General features: G+C 72.6%; 11 protein-coding genes. 10 read left to right on the forward strand and 1 reads right to left on the reverse strand.

The window, feature by feature from the left end; all coding sequences use genetic code 11:
- The first annotated feature begins 123 nt into the window (after nt 1-123).
- The 4 genes from SD460_RS32295 (at nt 124) to SD460_RS32310 (ending at nt 4291) form a co-directional block, all read left to right on the forward strand.
- A complete protein-coding gene (locus tag SD460_RS32295; protein WP_290050930.1) occupies nt 124-1389 on the forward strand; it encodes a sulfite oxidase in 1266 nt (421 codons plus the stop codon).
- A gap of 324 nt (nt 1390-1713) precedes the next feature.
- Nucleotides 1714-2580 carry an amino acid ABC transporter permease gene (locus SD460_RS32300; RefSeq protein WP_290050932.1) on the forward strand — a complete coding sequence of 289 codons (867 nt, stop codon included), beginning with the start codon at nt 1714-1716 and terminating at the stop codon, nt 2578-2580.
- Entirely contained in the window at nt 2577-3344 is a 768-nt protein-coding gene (locus SD460_RS32305; protein WP_290050933.1) for an amino acid ABC transporter ATP-binding protein, read from the forward strand. The genes SD460_RS32300 and SD460_RS32305 overlap by 4 nt, the downstream gene beginning before the upstream one ends.
- Before the next feature lie 8 nt (nt 3345-3352).
- Nucleotides 3353-4291, forward strand: a complete 939-nt coding sequence (locus SD460_RS32310; protein WP_290050935.1) for an ABC transporter substrate-binding protein — start codon at nt 3353-3355, stop codon at nt 4289-4291.
- A gap of 9 nt (nt 4292-4300) precedes the next feature.
- Here the strand turns inward: SD460_RS32310 and SD460_RS32315 are convergent, their stop codons facing one another.
- On the reverse strand, nt 4301-7150 hold the full coding sequence (locus tag SD460_RS32315) for a helix-turn-helix transcriptional regulator (RefSeq protein ID WP_318307169.1): 2850 nt from the start codon (nt 7148-7150) through the stop codon (nt 4301-4303).
- A 630-nt stretch (nt 7151-7780) separates the two neighbouring features.
- Here SD460_RS32315 and SD460_RS32320 point away from each other — a divergent pair.
- The 6 genes from SD460_RS32320 to SD460_RS32345 are packed head-to-tail and all read left to right on the forward strand — an operon-like array spanning nt 7781 to nt 15742.
- Complete coding sequence (locus tag SD460_RS32320; protein ID WP_290050938.1) at nt 7781-8641, forward strand: 3-hydroxybutyryl-CoA dehydrogenase; 861 nt, start codon at nt 7781-7783, stop codon at nt 8639-8641.
- 17 nt (nt 8642-8658) lie between these two features.
- Complete coding sequence (locus SD460_RS32325; protein WP_290050940.1) at nt 8659-9867, forward strand: 8-amino-7-oxononanoate synthase family protein; 1209 nt, start codon at nt 8659-8661, stop codon at nt 9865-9867.
- A complete protein-coding gene (locus SD460_RS32330) occupies nt 9864-11468 on the forward strand; it encodes a carboxyl transferase domain-containing protein (RefSeq protein ID WP_290050942.1) in 1605 nt (534 codons plus the stop codon). Before SD460_RS32325 ends, SD460_RS32330 begins: the two co-directional genes overlap by 4 nt.
- 7 nt (nt 11469-11475) lie before the next feature.
- Entirely contained in the window at nt 11476-13428 is a 1953-nt protein-coding gene (locus SD460_RS32335; RefSeq protein WP_318307170.1) for an acetyl/propionyl/methylcrotonyl-CoA carboxylase subunit alpha, read from the forward strand.
- An 11-nt stretch (nt 13429-13439) separates the two neighbouring features.
- Nucleotides 13440-14693 (forward strand): ATP-grasp domain-containing protein, encoded by a 1254-nt coding sequence (locus tag SD460_RS32340; protein ID WP_318307171.1) that lies wholly within the window; start codon nt 13440-13442, stop codon nt 14691-14693.
- 11 nt (nt 14694-14704) lie between these two features.
- Complete coding sequence (locus SD460_RS32345) at nt 14705-15742, forward strand: 3-oxoacyl-ACP synthase III family protein (RefSeq protein ID WP_290062827.1); 1038 nt, start codon at nt 14705-14707, stop codon at nt 15740-15742.
- Nucleotides 15743-15746 lie beyond the last annotated feature (4 nt).

Raw genomic sequence — 15746 nt, forward strand, 5'->3', positions numbered from 1 at the left:
AGGTATCCCGCGTCGTGGGGTGGCCGCACGGGTGCTCAGGATGTGGACTCGCCAGCTTCGACGCCCCCGTTCCGCACCGTGGACGTGCTGGCCCGCCGTCGGCGGCCCCCCGAAGATGCCCCCATGACCGTGCCGAACGACGAGTCCGCTTACGACCGGGTGCGCTGGGCGCAGTGGCAGGCGGGACAGGCGCGCCTGCCGGGGCTGAGCCGGCGCGGCCTGCTGCGGCTGACGGCCGCCGGTGGCCTCGCGCTGACCGCGCTCGGGACGGCACCGGGCACGGCGTCGGCCGCCGGCCCGATCGTGAAACCCCTGCCGCCGGAGTGGTTCGACGTCTACGGCACCAACGCCGAGACGCGCTGGGAAGCCATGAGCGGGCAGGGCTACCTGACCCCGGTCGACCGGTTCTTCGTCCGCGATCACACCTCGACCCCGGTGCTCGACGCCGCCGGCTGGCGGTTGCGGCTGTTCGGTTCCGGCCTGCGCGGCGCGCCCACGGCGGCGAACCCGGTCGAGCTGACCTACCGGGACCTGCGCCGGCTGCCGTCCGAGACGATCACCGCGTTCATCGAGTGCGCGGGCAACGGCCGGAGCTTCTTCACCAGCCAGCAAGGGCAGGCCGTGAGCGGGACGGCGTGGAAGCTCGGCGCGGTCGGGGTCGCGCGCTGGCGCGGAGTCCGCCTCGCGACGGTGCTCGCCAGGGCGGGGCTGACCCGCGACGCCGTCGACGTGCTCCCCGAGGGACTCGACCCGGACTACGTGACGGGCGGGGTGAACCTCGGCAAGGTGCGGCGGCCGCTGCCCGTGGGCAAGGCGCTGCAGGACGTCCTGCTGGCCTACGAGATGAACGGGGAGCCGCTGCCGCCCGACCACGGCTTCCCGGTGCGGCTGGTGGTGCCGTCGTGGGTGGGGATCTCGTCGATCAAGTGGCTGGGCCGGATCGAGGTGTCGGCGACGCCGTTGGTGTCGCCGTGGAGCACCCAGTTCTACCGGCTGCTGGGCCCGGACTACCCGGCCGAGGGCACGCTCGTGACCGAGCAGGTGGTGAAGAGCGCGTTCGAGCTCCCGTGGGACGCGACCTTGGCGGCCGGGCGGCGGCACGTCCTGCGCGGCCGGTCGTGGTCGGGCCACGGCCGGATCCGGCGGGTCGAGGTGAGCACGGACGGCTCGACCTGGGAGCAGGCGAAGCCGGTCGGGTCCACCGCCGATCGCGGGTGGCTGCGGTGGGAGTTCCCGTGGCGTCCCCGCACCGCCGGGGCGTACACGGTGCGGGCGCGCGCGACCGACGTGACCGGAGCGAGCCAGCCGGACGTCGCGCCGTACAACACGCAGGGCTATCTGTTCGGCGCGGTCGTCCGGCACCCGGTCACGGTCGTCCCGACCGCGTGACGGGCTGTCCCGGCCGGGGAAGGAGCGCAGGGTGAAGCGGTGGATTCGCGCGCTCGCAAGAGCCTTGAGGGCGCCCGGATGGGTATTCGTGCCGCCGGTTCCGCCGTTCGAACCCGGCGTGGCCGTGCCCGTTCCGGACTGAAGTCCAGGATCTGGAACCAGGAACTGGTTCATTGACCCGGCTCGGTCCGGCTTCTTAAGGTCATGGGCATCAGCAGGAAAAGCGTTTCGCGCTTTTCTTTCCGTTCTTGTCGGAACAGGTACCCTCATGCCCGAATCCGTTTGGCGCGCCTTCGAAGCGCCTCCCGTCGTCGCGGGGGCGAGATGACCAGCGACCTCGGCACCCGGCCCGCGCCCGCCGCGGCCCCGGAAGAGTCGCTGAAGATCGTTCCCGCGCGGCACCCGCTGACCTGGATCGCCGCCGTCGTCGTGGCCGTTCTCGTGGCGATGGCCGGCCACGCGTTGCTGACCAACAAGGCTTTCGACTGGCCGACGTTCGCGAAGTTCGTCTTCCAGAAATCGATCTTGGAAGCCGTCGCGCTGACGCTGGAACTGACGTTGTTCGGCGTGGTCGCCGGATTCCTGCTGGGCACGGTATTGGCGTTGATGCGGATTTCCCGCAATCCGCTGTTGCGGGCGGTCAGCTGGACCTACACGTGGATCTTCCGGTCGGTGCCGCTCATTCTCCAGCTGCTTTTCTGGTACAACCTCGCGATCCTGTACAACGAGATTTCGTTCGGCGTCCCGTTCGGGCCCTCGTTCGTCTCGGTGGGGACGATGAGCCTGATCCCGCCGTTCCTCGCCGCCGGCCTGGGGCTCGCCCTGCACCAAGGCGCCTACGCCGCGGAGATCGTGCGCGCCGGGTTCCTTTCGGTCGACGCCGGGCAGCGCGAGGCCGCCGCGGCGCTGGGCATCCCGGCCGGACGGCAGTTCCGCCGGATCGTGCTGCCGCAGGCGATGCGCACGATCGTGCCGACCGCGGCCAACGAGATCGTCGGCCTGCTCAAGGCGACGTCGCAGGTCTACGTGATGGCCCTGCCGGAACTGTTCTACCAGGTCCAGGTGATCTACACGCGCAGCGGCCGGGTGATCCCGCTGCTGCTGGTGGCCACGGCCTGGTACCTCGCGCTGACCACCGTGCTGTCGGTCGGGCAGTTCTTCCTCGAGCGCCGCCTGGGGCGTGGCGCATGACCACCGAGTACATGGTGGACGTCCGGGGCGTCCACAAGAGTTTCGGCGCGCTGACCGTCCTCGACGGCGTCGACCTCCAGGTGCGTCAGGGCGAAGTGACCGTCCTGCTGGGTCCGTCCGGGTCCGGGAAGTCGACGCTGCTGCGCCTGATCAACCACCTCGAGCGCGCCGACCGGGGCTTCATCAGCGTCGGCGGCGAGCTGATGGGCTACCGCCGTTCGGGCGACCGGCTGCACGAGCTCAAGGAACGCGAAATCCTCAAGCAGCGCACCAGGATCGGCTTCGTCTTCCAGAACTTCAACCTGTTCGGGCACCTGACGGTGCTGGAGAACGTCGTCGAGGCACCGATTTCCGCGCAACGCCGTCCGCGCGCCGAAGCCGAAGCGAAAGCGCGCGAGCTGCTCACCCGGGTCGGCCTCGAGGAGAAGGCGGCCGAGTACCCGCGGCGGTTGTCCGGCGGGCAGCAGCAGCGCGTGGCGATCGCACGGGCGCTCGCCCTCGAGCCCGACGTCCTCCTGTTCGACGAGCCGACCTCGGCCCTCGACCCCGAGCTGGTGGGCGAGGTCCTGGAAGTCATCCGCGACCTGGCGAAAGCCGGGACGACCATGGTCGTCGTCACCCACGAGCTGGGCTTCGCCCGCGAGGTCGCCGACACCGTCGTGTTCCTCGACGCGGGCCGGGTGGTCGAACAAGGCCCGCCCGCCGACGTCCTCGATCGCCCCCAGCACCCCCGCACCCGTTCCTTCGTCGAGAAAGTCCTTTGAGGAGAGTCATGAGACTGAGAACGCTTCTGCTCGCTTCGGTGTTCGCGCTCGCCGCGTGCGGCAGCCCCGAAGCGGCCACCACGGCACCCGCGGACCAGCCCGGCGGGGTCAACATCACCGCGAACCAGAACCGGATCCGGGCGCAGCAGGTCGACGCGATCGCCGCGCTCGTCCCGGCCGCCATCCGCACCCGTGGCACCCTCGTCGTCGGCACCACCGGCAACGGCACCCCGCCGCTGTCCTTCCGGGCGGACGACGACAAGACGGTCATCGGCGTCGAGCCCGACCTCGCCCAGCTGGTCGCCGACGTGCTCGGGCTGAAGCTCGACCTGCAGGCCTCGTCGTGGGAAAACCTGTTCCTCTCGGTGGAGAACCGGCAGTTCGACGCCGGGTTCTCGAACATCACGGTGACCGAGGAGCGCAAGGACAAGTACGACTTCGCGACCTACCGCAAGGACACGATCGCGTTCGAGGTCAAAAACGAGAAGAACATCGCGGTGAAGGAGGCGAAGGACATCGCCGGGCTCACCGTCGGCGTCGGCGCGGGGACGAACCAGGAGCAGATCCTCCTGCGCTGGGACCAGCAGAACAAGGCGGGCGGGCTGGCCCCGGTGAAGTTCCAGTACTACCAGGCGACCTCCGAGTACTACCTCGCGCTGCAGTCCGGCCGGATCGACGTCTACGCCGGCCCGAACCCGACGTCGGCCTACCACGTCGCCGTCGACGGGAAGACGAAGATCGTGGGCACGGTGTCCGGCGGCGGCACCATCCCGGCGGACATCGCGGCGATGACCAAGAAGGACAGCGGCCTGGTGCGGGCGCTGCAGCAGGCACTGGACACCGTGATCAAGAACGGGCAGTACGCCGAGGTCCTCAAGCGCTGGAACCTCGCGTCGGAGGCGCTGCCCGCGTCGGAGGTCAACCCGCAGGGCCTGCCGCGCAAGTGAGCCGCGGGCTCAGCGGCTGATCGCCGCCGCGTAGTCGAAGAGCGTCACGCGGTCGGGGAGCTTCGTCTTCGCCATCAGGCTGGAGACGTGCTTCTCGACCGTCTTCGGCGAGATCAGCAGGCGCCGGGCGATGTCGGTGTTGCCGAGGCGGTGCGCGAGCAGGCGGAACACGTCGTACTCGCGCACCGTCACCCCCGCGTCGCGCAGCTCCCGGGGGAGCAGCTGGAGGCCGGGCCGCCGCTGGCGGACGGACTCCCCGGCCCGCCGCAGCAGCGCCCGGCACGCCCCGGCGACGGCCGGGACCGCGGCGTCGTGGAAGTACTCCTCCGCCGCGCGCAGCCAGGTGACCGGGTCGCCCCAGCCGTCGGCCAGCGCGGCTTCGGCGACGAGCCGGGCACCGAGGTGGGCGGCCATCCGGTAGGGACGCGCCGCCTCCCGCGCCTCCCGCACCGCGGCATCCGCACCGGCGACGTCACCCCGGCGGCCACGCGCCACCGCCCGCGCCAGCGCGGTGAACTGCCGGTCCCAGCGCAGCCGGCCGCCGTGCGGCGCATCCGGATCCTCCTGCCCGGCAAGGACGTCTAGCAGGATCCGGAGCCCGTGGTGCCCGGCCAGCGGCGAGTCGCCGGCGCGCTTGAGGTCGCGGCGGGCCTGTTCGCGATCTTCCTCCAGCACCGCGCAGAACGCCTGGCCCAGGCCGAGGCACAGGGCGAGGTCCGGGTGGTGGTCGCCGCCGGCGGCACGCGCGTCGGCGATCGCCTCCGTCATGCCGGCACGGTCGGCCCGGTGCGCGGCGGAGACCGCGCGGAGGGCGTGGGCGTGCCGGACGACCGCGCCGAGCCCGTGGTGTACGGCGCTCGCCGTGAGCCGCTCGAGCCGCGGTGCGGCGGCGGGGAAGTCGCCGCCGAGCACCAGCCCGTGCAGGACGAGCCCGGCTTCGGCCGCATGCGTCGCGGCCACCGCCCCGACGCGTTCCGCTTGCTGCCGAGCCAGGGCGAGCCCGCCGGTGTCGCCGTCGGCGAAGGCCGCGTGCTCGCCCATGCCGAGCAGAACGTGCGTGCGCCACAGCGGGATCCGGTGCGTGTCGGTCAGGTGCCAGGCTCGTTCGAGGTGCTCGCTCGCCGCCGCCGGGTCCCGGTCCCGGGCGAGGACGCCCAAGGCGAGGGCCGCCTGGCAGGCGGCGACCGGGTCGTCGTGCCGTCCGGCCTGCTCCAGTGCGCCGGCGGCGAGCCGGCCCGCGTCGTCTTCGCGGCCCGGGAGGCCGAGCAGCAGGAGGGCGTGTACGGCGTCGGCGGCTGTGCGCTGCCGGTCGGACCCTCGCCGGGTGCGGGCGGCGGCCACCTGGACGAGCCCCTCTTCGGTCCGGCCGGCGAGGTACGCGGCCCAAGCCACCCGCGCGTGCAGCACGGCGGCCCGCTCGAACAGGCCGAACTCGGAGAAGCGGCCCGCCAGTGCCAAGGCGCGATCGGTCTGCCCCGTTTCGCCGAGCACCTGGATCAGCGACTCGAGCACCGCACCCCGCAACGGCAGGTCGGGGCTGTCGGTCAGCAGCGCGTCCGCACGCTCCAGGAAGGTGACCGCGGAAGCGGCCTCCGCCGTCTCGAGCGCCCGGTGCCCGGCGTCGGCGAACAGCCGCCCGGCGACGGCGCGGTCGCCCGCGAGCTGCCGCAGGTGCGCGACCCGCGCGCACCAGTCACCGGGCAGGCCCGGGTGCAGCAGCTCGGCGGCGTCGGCGGCCAGCCGGGCGAGTTCCGCGTGCCGCGTCGGCCCGAGCTGGGCGAGCACGGCCTCGACCGTCAGCGGGTGCCGGAAGGCGTACCACCCGAGCGCCGCCGGATCCGGCTCGAGGAGCCGTCCCTCGACCGCCGCGTCGAGGAAGACCGCCACGGTCCGGTCGTCGGCCCCGGCCGCCCGTTGCACCACCGGCACGGCGAACCGGAGCCCGAACACCGCCGCGGCGCTCAGCAGCCCGGCCCCCTCGGGGCCGAGCCGGGCCATCCGGGCGGCGACGCTGCCGACCAGAGCGGCGGGCACCGCGCCGGCGGACGTGTCCGCCAGCTGCCACCCGCCGGCGCCCTCGGTCAGCACCCGGTCGTGGACCAGCTCGTGCAGCAGCTCCTCGACCAGGAACGGGATCCCGGCGCTCAGCTGCCACAGGTGGGTCGCGGTCGCGGTGGGCACCCGGGCCCGCTCCGTTCCCAGGCACGCCGCCACCACGTCGTGCACCTCGCCGGGGCCGAGCGGGTGCAGCGTGCGGAGGGCGCAGACCCCGCGCCGGGCCGCGGCCCGGGCGATCTCCCGGGCCGCGGACGGCTCGTCGCCGATCGTGCCGATCAGCAGCACCCGCGTCGACTCCAGGTTGCCGGCCAGGTACTCCAGGACGAACAGCGTTTCCGCGTCGGCGTCGTGCAGGTCGTCCAGGACCAGCACGCAGCCACCGGCCCGGCCGACCACGGCCAGCAGCCGCAGCACCGCCTCGGCGACGACGAGCAGCGGCGGTGCGGGATCGTCCGCCGGGGCACCGCGCCAGTCGGGCACGAGCACACCCAGCGCCGGCCGGTACGGGCCGAGTTCGCCCACGTCGACGGGTTCGGCGTCCCGCGTCAGCGAAAACAGCGCTTCGGCCAGCGGGCGGAACGGCACCGCCGGGCCGACCGAGCTGCCTTGCCCGCGCAGCACCCGGGCGCCGCGCCCGGCCGCCCGTGCCGCGGCTTCCCTGGCGAGGCGGGACTTGCCGATCCCGCTCTCCCCGGCGAGGAAGACCGCGCCGCCGCGCCCGGCCAGCGCGGCGTCGAACGCCGTGGCCAGTTCCCGCAGCTGCGCGTCCCGGCCGACCAGCTCCGGCGACCGGATCAGCATGCGCGGCGCGCGGCCGCGAAAAAGGAACAATCGTATTCACGCATCGAATTGAGCCCCCAGCTCTCCGGCCCCCCGGACAGGCTCTCCTTGGATACACGAAGGGCCGGTCCGCGCCAAGGCGGACCGAATACTGGAATGGTGGTGCCGCGATACCGGCCGGACTGGGGTGGTTTCCCCCGGTTTCCGTCGGCCGGCCCGCGGGTGCGCCGGGCCGGTCGCTAGCCCGTTCGGGGGTTTACCGGACGCGGCGAGTTTGCCTCCCGCGCTCGCGCGCCGTGACGCTTGCCGCACAAGTGGTCCGGACCTCCGGTATCTACTGGGAAGTAGTGGCCGGGCTTCGCTGGTCAAGGCAAAGGTGGGTCGGTCGGCCGGAGGGTACGGGACAAAGGTGGGGGAGTTGCCCCTCTAGCGCCGCCGGGCCGGCGATGTGCAGACTGGCGACGGCCACGGACTGGGGTGAAGTGAGCCGGGGCACGGGGGTACCACAGCGGAACACGACGCGGGATGAGCCGCGCCCGTATCCGCTCGAGCACGTTTCCCCCGATCGGCAAAGTGCCCGGAAGGGTGCGCGATCGGACATTCACATCCGGAAAAGAAACGGTCATTCACGCGAAAGAATGCGGGGAAAAAGTGGGTGCGAACGGAATCACCCGGGTCGGCGTGGTCGGCTCGGGCACGATGGGCGCGGGGATCGCCGAGCTCTGCGCGACCCGGGGGCTGGACGTCCGGCTGGCGGTGTCACGGGAGTCGTCGCTGACGACGGCGCCGCGGAAGATCTCGGCGTCCCTCGACCGCCGCGTCGGCAAGGGGAAGCTGACGCCGGCCGAGCGCGATGCCGCGCTGGCCCGGATCAGCGTCGGCACGGACCTCGCCGACCTCGGCGACCGCCAGCTCGTCATCGAGGCGATCCCCGAGGACGAGCAGCTCAAGCTCGGGCTCTTCGCCACCCTGGACAAGATCGCCGGCGACGACACCGTGCTGGCCAGCACCACCTCGGCGATCGCGATCACCCGGCTCGCCGCGGCGACCACGCGCCCGGACCGGGTGCTGGGCCTGCACTTCTTCAACCCCGTCACCGCGCTGCGGCTCGTCGAGATCGTCCCGGCACTCGCGACGGCCACCGAGGTGACCGAGCGGGTGACGGCCTTCGCGGAGCACACCCTCGACCGGCAGCCGGTCAGCGTCGCCGACCAGAGCGGCTTCGTCGTCAACGCCCTGCTGATCCCGTACCTGCTCGCGGCGATCCGCATGGTCGACACCGGCTACTGCCCGGCCGCGGACGTCGACCTCGCGATGGAGCTGGGCTGCGCCCACCCGATGGGCCCGCTCAAGCTCGCCGACCTGATCGGCCTCGACGTCGTCGCCGCCATCGCGGCCGCATTGCACGAGGAGTTCAAGCAGCCCCTCTACGCCGCCCCGCCGTCGCTTTCCCGGCTCGTCGAAGCCGGCCACCTCGGCCGCAAGACCGGCCGCGGCTTCCACACCTACTGAGCTCGAGGAGAAACTCCGTGCACTCGTTCCTGAACATCAAGAAGTCCGCCCGGATCAGCGACGACTTCTGGGACGTCACCGACAAGGCCGGCCTGTTCGACGTCGTCGTCGCCGGGCTCGGCGACGGCCGCCACCGCGCCCTCGCCGACGGCCACGAGTTCGTCAACATGTCCTCGTATTCGTACCTCGGCCTCGACACCCACCCGAAGCTGGTGCGGGCCGCGGCCGACGCCGTGCTCGCCGAAGGCGCGCTCAACACGTCGACGTCCCGGATGCGTGTCCGCTTCGGTGTCCTGAAGGACGCCGAAGCCGCCCTGTCCGAACTGTTCGACGTCGAGGCCGTGACGCTCAACTCCTGCGCCGCCGCCGCGTGGGCCGCGCTGCCGCTGGTCGCCTCCGGCATCTTCACCGAAGGCGAGCCGCCGCTGATGGTGTTCGACAAGAACGCGCACTTCTGCCTCAACGCCATGAAGCCGAGCGTCGCCGACGAAACCGAAGTCGCCGTGGTGCCGCACAACGACGTCGAGGCCCTGGAGGCGTTGTGCAAGCAGCACAAGCGGGTCGCCTACGTCGCCGACGGCGTCTACAGCACCGGCGGCCAGGCCCCGGTGAAGGAACTCCTGGCCCTGCAGGAGAAGTACGGCCTGTTCCTGGTCTTCGACGAGGCCCATGGCATCTCGACCGTCGGCCACCGCGGCCGCGGTGTCGTGCTGGAGGAACTGGGCCAGATCAACGACCGCACGATCATCATCACCTCGCTGAACAAGGGTTTCGGCGCGTCCGGCGGCGCGATCTTCCTCGGCAAGCGCGGGTCCCAGTGGCGGCTGGACACCGCGCAGCGCAACGGCGGCCCGCTGATGTGGTCGCAGCGCATCAACACCGCCGGCCTCGGCGGCCTGCTCGCGTCCGCGGAACTGCACCGCACCGACGAGCTGACCGCGCTGCAGCAGCGGCTGCAGGACAACATCGCGCTCTTCGACCGCCTGGTGGAAACCGGCGAACGCGGCGACGGCCTGCCGATCCGGTTCGTTCGTGTGGGGTCGGAGGACGCGACCGTCCGGCTCGCGCAGGACCTGTTCCGCGCCGGGTTCTACGTGTCGCCGATCTTCTTCCCGATCATCGGCCGCGGCAAGGCGGGCCTGCGGATCATGCTGCGCGCCAGCATGACCACCGCCGAGATCGAGCAGTTCGCGGGGTTGCTGACGTCCCTGGGCGCCGAGGCATGACCGCTCTGCTCTCGACCATCGACGTCGGCTCGGACACGTTCCGCCGCAACATCGAAGACTTCGAAGCCAACCGCGACGTCATCGCCGCGGCCACCGCCGCCGCGGTCGCCGGCGGCACCGGGAAAGCGCACCGCAAGCACGCGGACCGCGGCAAGCTGACCGCCCGGCAGCGGATCGCGCGGCTGCTGGACCCCGGCACCCCGCTGCTCGAAGTCGGCCGGCTCGCCGCCCACGACGTCTACGACGAGCCGGTGCCCTCGGCCGCACTCGTCGTGGGCGTCGGGATCGTCGCCGGACGGCCGTTCATGGTCTTCGCCAACGACGCCACCGTGAAGGGCGGCACCTACTTCCCGCTCGGCGTCCGCAAGCACCTGCGCGGCCAGAAGATCGCCCGGGAAAACGGTCTCGGCTGCATCTACCTCGTCGACTCCGGCGGTGTTTTCCTGCCCCTGCAGGAGGACCTGTTCCCCGACGAAGACCACCTCGGCCGGATCTTCCGGAACATCGCCGAAATGTCCGCCGAAGGGCTGCCGCAGCTGGCGGCGGTGATGGGGTCGTGCACCGCGGGCGGTGCGTACATCCCGGCGATGTGCGACGAGACGGTGATGGTCCGCGGCACCGGCACGGTGTTCCTCGGCGGCCCGCAGCTGGTGCGCGCCGCGACCGGCGAGATCGTCGACGCGGAGACGCTCGGCGGCGCGGACCTGCACACCCGCGTCACCGGCGTCGCCGACCACCTCGCCGAGACCGACGACCACGCCCTCGAGATCCTGCGCGACCTCGCCGCGCGCAGCCCGCGGCCGCTGCTGGCCGCACCGTCCCGGCCGCCGCGCCCGCCGAAGTACGACCCGGCCGAGCTGGCCGGGGTCGTCAGCGCCGGGCTGAAGGAGCACATCCCGGCGCGGGAGATCCTCGCGCGGCTGCTCGACGACAGCGAGTTCACCGAGTACCGCGCGCGGTTCGGCCCGACGATCGTCTGCGGGACCGGGCACGTCGGCGGTTACCCGGTCGGCGTGCTGATCAACGACGGCGTGCTGTTCTCCGAGAGCGCCCAGAAGGCCGCCAACTTCATCGAGGTCTGCGCGCAACGCGATATCCCACTGCTGTTCCTGCACAACATCAACGGGTTCATGGTCGGCGCCGAATACGAAGCAGGCGGCATCACCAAGCACGGCGCCAAGCTCGTCAACGCCGTTTCGTGTGCGAAGGTGCCGAAGTTCAGCCTGGTCGTAGGCGGCAGCTACGGCGCGGGCAACTTCGCCATGTGCGGGCGGTCGATGGGCTCGCAGCTGATGGCGATGTGGCCGAGCGCACGGTCCACTGTGGTCGGTGCCGAGCAGACGGCGAAGGTGATGACGCAGATCCGCGCCGACCAGCTCGCCAAGGAGGGCCGCGAGCTGACACCCGAGGAAGAGGCGGCGATCCGCGAGCCGATCCTCGCCTCCTACGAGCGGCAGGCGCAGCCGCTGTACTACGCGGCCCGGCTGTGGGTCGACGCCGTCGTGGACCCGGTCGAGACGCGGGACTGGCTGACGTTGTGCCTGGCCATGGCCGCCGACGCGCCGAAGCGGGAGACCCGCTTCGGGGTCTTCAGGATGTGAGGGGACGATGCCGAAACGTGTGCTGATCGCCAACCGCGGGGAGATCGCCCGCCGGATCGCCCGCACCTGCCGCCGGCTGGGCGTCGACCACGTGGCCGTGCATTCGGACGCCGATGCCGGAGCGGCCCACCTGGACGGCGCCGTGGAGTCCGTCCACATCGGACCCTCGGCGGCGCGGGAGAGCTACCTCGACATCGACGCCGTCGTGGAGGCCGCCCTGCGCACGGACTGCGACGCCGTGCACCCGGGGTACGGATTCCTCTCGGAGAACCCGGAATTCGCCGCGCGCGTCACCGAAGCCGGTCTGGTCTACATCGGACCGGATGCGGCGACCATCGCGGCGATGGGGGACAAGGCCCGCGCCCGGGAGCTGATGGCCGCGGCCGGCGTCCCGGTGCTGCCGGGATCCGAGCACGCGACGGAATCGGCGGACGTCCTGCTCGCCGACGCCCGCCGGATCGGTTACCCGGTGATCCTGAAGCCGGTCGCCGGGGGCGGCGGCAAGGGGATGCGCGTGGTGCACACCGAAGCGGAGCTGCCCGAGGCGGTCGAGGAGGCGGTGCGGCTGGGCCGCGCCGGGTTCGGCGACGGACGGCTGCTGGCCGAACGCTACGTCGCCGCGCCGCGGCACATCGAGGTCCAGGTCTTCGGCGACCACCACGGGAACGTCGTCCACCTCTTCGAGCGCGAATGCTCGCTGCAGCGGCGGCACCAGAAGATCGTCGAGGAGGCCCCGGCCCCGCACCTCCCGGCGACGACGCGCCACGCTCTGCTGAACGCGGCGGTCCGCGGCGCCACCGCGCTCGGCTACGTCGGGGCGGGCACGTTCGAGTTCATCCTCGACGGCGACGGCCGGTTCTTCTTCCTCGAGGTCAACACCCGGCTGCAGGTCGAGCACCCGGTCACCGAGGAGATCACCGGACTCGACCTGGTCGAATGGCAACTGCTCGCCGCCGACGGCGAGCCGCTCCCGCTGCCGCAGTGGCAAATCCGGGCCACCGGCCACGCGATCGAGTGCCGGGTCTACGCCGAAGACCCCGAGCACGGGTTCCGGCCCGCGCCGGGACACGCCGAGGTCGTCCGCTGGCCGGCGGGCGTCCGCGTCGAGGCCGCGTTCGACGAGTCCGGCGCGGTGCCGGGCTTCTACGACCCGATGGTCGCGAAGCTGGTCGCCGCCGGTCCGGACCGCGACACCGCGCTCGCTCGCCTCCGCGCGGCGATCGAGGACACCACGCTCGTCGGGCTGACCACCAACCTCGGCTTCCTCGCCGAACTGCTGGCCGAGCCGCGGGTCGCCGAAGGCCGGGTCGACACCCACCTCGTCGACGCGTTGACCGCTCGCCCGGTGCCGCACAGCCGGGACGCCCAAGCGCTCGCGTGCGCGGCGGCCATGGCCGTGCCTCTCCGGGAGACGGGTGCGTCGCCGTGGACCGGCACGCTCGGCGCGTTCGACCGCGCCGCGCTCGATCCGGAGGCGCCACTCGGCCGGATCGTGCTGCGCCACGACGGCCGCGACCGCGAAGCCCGGCTGCTGGCCCGCGACCGGGCCGGACTGCACGTCGAAACCGGCGGCCGCCGGTACGCCGTAACCGCCGAGCGCGGGCCGGACGGGCTGGTCCGCGGCCGGATCGGGACCACTCCCTGGACGGGGTTGCCCACCGCGGGCGGCTACGAGATCGTCCTCGGCGGCCACCGGGTCGCCCTGGCGCGCCGCACCTTCGACGAAGGCGGCGGCGACGCCTCCGACGGCGCGGTGCGCACGCCGATGCCGGGGGTCGTCGTCGGCGTCGCCTGCGAACCCGGGGCCCGGGTCGAACCGGGGGAGCTGCTGGTGGTCGTCGAGGCGATGAAGATGGAGAACCGCATCGTCGCGCCGTTCGCCGGGACCGTCGAGCGGCTTTCCTGCGCCCTCAACGCGAACGTCACCGCCGGACAGGTCCTGGTCACCTTGAAACCCTGAAGGAGAAACCCATGCCCGAAACCCTGCTGTTCGTCGGGGGCGCCCGGCCGCTCAGCTTCAGCCTCGACATGGCGGCCGAGGCACTGGCCCAGGCCGCGGCGCGCGGCCTGCGCGTGCACGTCACCAACACCGCCGAGGTCCTCGCCGCCACCGAAGACGTCGTCGGGAAGGCCTCGGAGACGTCCACTGTGGACATCCTGAAGCCCGGCGAGTCCGCGGCCTGGGCGAAGGCGCGGGACGAGCACTTCGACGCCGTTTACGCGCTCCAGGAGCTGGCCCAGGTCGCCGTCGCCGAGACGGCCGAAGCGGTCGGCGCCCCGGGCAACCCGCCGGAGGCCGTCCACCGCGTCCGGACCAAGGACGCCTGCCGGGAAGCGCTGGCCGCCGCCGGGTTCCCGCAGCCGGTCGTGCGGTTGTGTGCCGACGAAGCCGCGGCGGCGGCGTTCCTGCGCGAGTACGCGGGGCCGTGGATCGTCAAACCGCGGGACGCCATGGGCAGCACCGGCGTGAGCCTGGTGACCGAGCCCGCGCGGCTGGCCGCGGCGATCGCCCTGCTGCCGGACACGAAGCCGTTCCTCGTCGAGCAGTTCGTCGAGGGGCCGGAGTTCAGCGTCGAAGGCGTCTTCCTCGGGGGTGAGCCGAAGATCCTCGCCGTGACGGCCAAGGAGAAGGTGCCGCCGCCGTTCTTCGTCGAGACCGGGCACGTGCTGCCCGCGCCGCTGCCGGACGCCCGGCGCCGGGAGATCGAAGACCAGGTGTCGAGCGCGCTGAAGACGCTCGGGCTGCGCGTCGGCGGCTTCCACGTCGAGCTGTGGCTCACCGCGGACGGCGTCGTGCTCGGCGAGGTGCACGGCCGCTTCGGCGGCGACTGGATCCACCGCATGCTCGCCCACGCCATCCCCGGCCTCGAGCTGTACGGGCTGGTGTTCGACGACATGCTCGGCCGTCCGGTCACCGGCGTCCCGCTGACGCCGAGCCGCGGCGCCGCCGTCCGGTACCTGACACCGCCGCCCGGGCGGCTGGCCGCCGTCGAAGGCTGGGACGAGGTGCTCGCCCACCCCGCCGTCCTGCACGCGGAACTGGGCGTCGGACCCGGGGACGAAATCAGGCCCTTGCACCGCTCCGGCGACCGCGTCGGCCTGATCGTCGTCGGCGCCGAGACGCCCGAAGCGGCCAGCGCGCTGGCCGCCGACCTCGTGGACTCGGTGAAGTTCGTGCCCGAGTCCGAACCCGACCGCCTGCCGGGCCTGTGGGCCCTGCGCTGACCGAGGACGACATGACCGACATCGGCATTCTCAGTACCGGCTCTTATCTGCCCGACCGCGTGGTCCCCAACGCCGAGATCGCGCCGGCGGCGGGCGTCGACGCGGCGTGGATCGAACGCAAGACCGGCATCCGCGAGCGCCGGCACGCCGCACCCGGGCAAGCGACGTCCAACCTCGCGGCGATCGCGGCCGACCGGGCCCTGCTCGCGGCGGGCTTGAGCCCGGACCACGTCGACCACATCGTCGTCGCGACCTCCACCCCGGACCACCCGCAGCCGGCGACGGCCAGCCTGGTGCAGCACCTGATCGGCGCCCGCTCGGCTTCGGCGGTCGACGTCAACGCGGTGTGCAGCGGGTTCGTCTACGCGCTGGCGATGGCCCAGGGGCTGGTGCGCGACGGCGGGCACGCGCTGGTGATCGGCGCCGACATCTACTCCCGCATCCTGGACGTGCGTGACCGCAAGACCGCGATCCTGTTCGGTGACGGGGCGGGGGCGGTCGTGCTCGGCCCCGTTCCGGCGGGAGGGGGCGTCATCGGCACGCGGCTGCGCGGACACGGCGACGCCCACCGCCTGATCGGCGTGCGCGCCGGCGGCAGCCGCATCCCGGCGTCGGTGCGTTCGGTTCTGGACGGCGAGCACTTCTTCCGCATGGACGGCCGTGGCGTGCGCGAGTTCGTCACCGGGCACGTGCCCGACGCGATCGCCGGGGCGTTGCGGGAAAGCGGCCTGCCCGCCACCGCCGTCGACCACTTCGTGCCGCACCAGGCGAACGGCGTCATGCTGCGTGAACTGGGGGAGACGCTCGACCTGCCCAATGCCGCCCTGCACCTGACCGTCGACCGCTTCGCCAACACCGGCGCGGCGTCCGTGCCGATCACGCTCGACACCGCCCACCACGCCGGCGCGCTGAACGTCGGCGACGTCGTGCTGCTCGCGGGGTTCGGCGGCGGCATGAACCTCGGCGTCGGCCTGTGCCGGTGGACCGCCGCCCCGCCGCGGCCCGAAGCCGGCGTCGAGGACCGCGCCGTCACCCTGTCCCACCACTGAGGAA

This window comes from Amycolatopsis solani (assembly GCF_033441515.1).
Classification (GTDB): domain Bacteria; phylum Actinomycetota; class Actinomycetes; order Mycobacteriales; family Pseudonocardiaceae; genus Amycolatopsis; species Amycolatopsis solani.